Genomic DNA, 3236 nt, shown 5'->3' with positions numbered 1-3236 from the left:
TAAGTGTTTTTCTCAACGATTGAGCCTGCTCTACCTGCAGGGTGTATCGCGTTGCCATGAGGCGCACTAACATAAATCCGAGTAATCCGGCTAATAAATGGTATCCATTGTCGCCAGCGATAAAATAGAAGCCAGCGATCACAATGGCGGAGCGAAATAACAGACTGGCGATAAATAACAACGCAACATGTTGAGTCGATTTTAGCTGGCGAACCGTCCACCAAAGTCCGGCGAAAAAAAATACCCCTAGCAGTGCACCTGCCAGTAATGCCAATGCGAGCTCTACAAATATGTTGTCTACCAATACGTTTTCCATAATGACTTTTCCATCAAGTACTTTTTTATTGAGTCATTTGCTATCAACTAATTTTGTATCAAACAAGTTGCGTCAATAAGTTGCATCAAATAAGTGGCCTAAAAAATCAATCGAGTTCATCACCTCGGTGAATTTCCTTGTCTTCTTTATCAACCCAATGCCAAGCATTGAAACAACCCAGGCATAACCCGATAATCAATAACATTAAGGTTCTGGAATGCTCGCCAGGATAGTGTTTATCCAGCCACATTCCGAGCACTGCACCAAGCACCGTTGGGATCACCACCGACCAACCAATAAGCCCCATCATCCCAAAACCGGTCCAGACGGTTTTATTGATATGTCGCTGCGCCTTCAGTTTTCGTGTCGCCATGTCTTCAACTTGCTGGCTAAACTTGTCGTTGTTGGACTTATCTTTTTCAGGTTTTGGCGGTTCGGAATGTGACTTTTCCGGAGTGATGTTTTCCTCTGGTTTATGATTCATAGTGAGAGCCTGTTGTTTTCCATATTTAATATGTGTCCTAAGGTCTAACTCTTCAGATAACATTGCGACACTAACTCTGTGTGGTGTCTTGTCATTTAAGCCAATAGCCAACACTAAACAACCATTCTGCTTTTAAAAACACTAAAGCGTTAAGCCTAACCTTCAGACAACATTCATCTTGATAGAACGATAGACCCTAAATTCTGTCATGATGGAACTCAGTCAGGCGTCGCATGAAATTACTTTCCATCTTGATCAGTACCGAACGCAATTGCTGTTCTTGTTCATCTAAGTGCATAAATTCTTGCTCAACGGCTTGATGTAATTCGCTCAACGCCAAACCGCCTATGGCATTACGCACCGAAATCAGTACATCAAAGCCCGTTTTAACCAGTACACCTTCATCAATAGCAACATACACCTCATCAGCACCATCGCACTCAAACACCAATAACCCAGCAGTCAGTGACGCCACGCAGTCAAGCCGATGTGGCAAGATGCCAAACGAACCTTGATGCGTAACCGCTACAATGCGCACCACATTTTTTTGCTCAGCAAAAACCTTATAAGGCAGCAAAATTTTAAGGTTCATGTGTGCAGACTGCATATTCCGGTCCTTGTTTGTCTGTTGAGTTGGCCACGACTACTGGCTGTTTACTCTGTCAATCTTAGGGCGATACTTGCTAATAGCTTCATCAATTGAACCAATCATATACAGGGCACTCTCTGGATAGTCTTTAAATTCATCGTGTAAAATTCGTTCGCATCCATCCAGAGCATCATTAAGACTCACCAGCTTTCCGGGCATACTGGTGAACTGTTCGGTAGTAAAAAAAGGCTGGGTAAAAAAACGTTCGAGACGACGAGCGCGCGCCACAATTTTATGATCCGCTGGCGATAACTGTTCCATGCCTAACATAGCAATAATGTCTTTAAGTTCTGCGTATTGTGCCAGTGTGCTACGTATTTTCTGCGCCAAGTCATAGTGCCTTCGACCGATAATGCTCGGTGTGGCCATTTTTGAATTAGATAGCAGCGGATCAATGGCTGGATAAAGGCCTTCACTGGCCCGTTTTCGCGATAGCACAATTGATGCCGAGAGATGCGAAAAGGTATGTACCGCTGCGGGATCGGTAAAATCATCTGCTGGTACATATACCGCTTGAATGGATGTAATCGCGCCGCTGTCAGTATTGGCGATACGGTCTTCGAGTTGCGACAACTCGGTGCCCAAGGTTGGTTGATATCCTAAACGGGCTGGCATTTGTCCCATTAAACCGGACACTTCCATACCCGCCTGAATAAAACGGAAAATATTATCAATCAGTAACAGCACATCGCGATGTTCATCGTCGCGAAAATATTCGGCCATGGTCAATGCGGCATGGCCTACACGAAAGCGTGCTCCAGGTGGTTCATTCATCTGGCCGAACACCATTACCATGTTATCCAACACGCCTGCGGTTTTCATCTCACGGTAGAGCTCTTCGCCTTCACGACAACGCTCACCAATACCGCAAAAAATACTCACACCAGCATGTTGGCCGACCATGTTGTGGATCATTTCTGTCAGTAATACCGTTTTACCCACACCAGCACCACCAAATAACCCCGCTTTGCCACCACGCTCAAGCGGCATTAACACATCGATCACTTTGATACCCGTTTCGAATACTTGGGATTTAGTCGCCAGTTGAGCGATGGCCGGCGGTTCGTTATGAACTGAACGCCATTGGGTACCTATTGGCGGTGCCTTACGATCAATGGCGTTACCAAAAACATCAAACATGCGCGACAGAATGGTTTTACCTACAGGTGCCAATAAGGGGCCGCCGCTGTCTTCTACCAACATGCCTCTTGCTAGCCCTTGTGTTGGTGTTAGCGCAATGCAGCGCACTCGATGTTCATCTAATTGCGAAAAAACTTCGATTAAAATTTGATGTTGGTGCCCAGTAGTTAATAAGGAACGAATAGGAGGGAGTTGCTCAGCAAACAGAATATCGACGACACTACCGCGTATCGCTATAACTGTACCTGAATTGGGTGAGGCATTTTTTCTATCCATCATATTCTGTCGATTATCTCCGATAACCAGATTGAAGTGCATAGAGGTAAATAATAGAAGACTTACTGACTTGTCATCGTCGTTAGACTTTGATTAAGTGTCAGTCTCCATTTATGGACGTTAGCCAATTAATTGTTCTATTCGAGTGTTATTGGTCTATTAGTTATAGTACTAGCGGAGCCGTTTTACCATGCGATTGGCGATGACCAGTATCAGTAAAAATCAAATACGGACGTTATTATTTAAAGGTGTCAACAAGCCTAGAATAGACCAACGCATTAGCTCAACCAAACACATATCCAACGTAAAACTGAGTAATCAATCCTGACAAAATGCTTGCAAATATTTAGCCCATTACTTTATTAAAAACC

At 44.2% G+C, this 3236-nt stretch carries 4 protein-coding genes; all 4 read right to left on the bottom strand.

Annotated elements, in window-relative coordinates; translation table 11 throughout:
* Window positions 1-316 (bottom strand): ATP synthase subunit I (locus tag CXF78_RS17955; protein WP_102037530.1); only part of this gene is annotated, 316 nt, incomplete at its 3' end.
* A 106-nt stretch (window positions 317-422) separates the two neighbouring features.
* Window positions 423-800, bottom strand: a complete 378-nt coding sequence (locus CXF78_RS17950) for an AtpZ/AtpI family protein (protein ID WP_011638495.1) — start codon at window positions 798-800, stop codon at window positions 423-425.
* A 196-nt stretch (window positions 801-996) separates the two neighbouring features.
* Window positions 997-1407 (bottom strand): F0F1 ATP synthase subunit epsilon, encoded by a 411-nt coding sequence (locus CXF78_RS17945; RefSeq protein ID WP_102037529.1) that lies wholly within the window; start codon window positions 1405-1407, stop codon window positions 997-999.
* Window positions 1408-1443: 36 nt separating this feature from the next.
* A complete protein-coding gene (gene atpD, locus CXF78_RS17940) occupies window positions 1444-2868 on the bottom strand; it encodes a F0F1 ATP synthase subunit beta (protein ID WP_102037528.1) in 1425 nt (474 codons plus the stop codon).
* Window positions 2869-3236 lie beyond the last annotated feature (368 nt).

The organism is Shewanella sp. 11B5, from assembly GCF_002836795.1.
GTDB classification, from domain to species: Bacteria; Pseudomonadota; Gammaproteobacteria; order Enterobacterales; family Shewanellaceae; genus Shewanella; species Shewanella frigidimarina.
The sequence above is the reverse complement of the archived record's forward strand: the minus strand, read 5'-3'. Positions and strand labels throughout refer to the sequence as shown.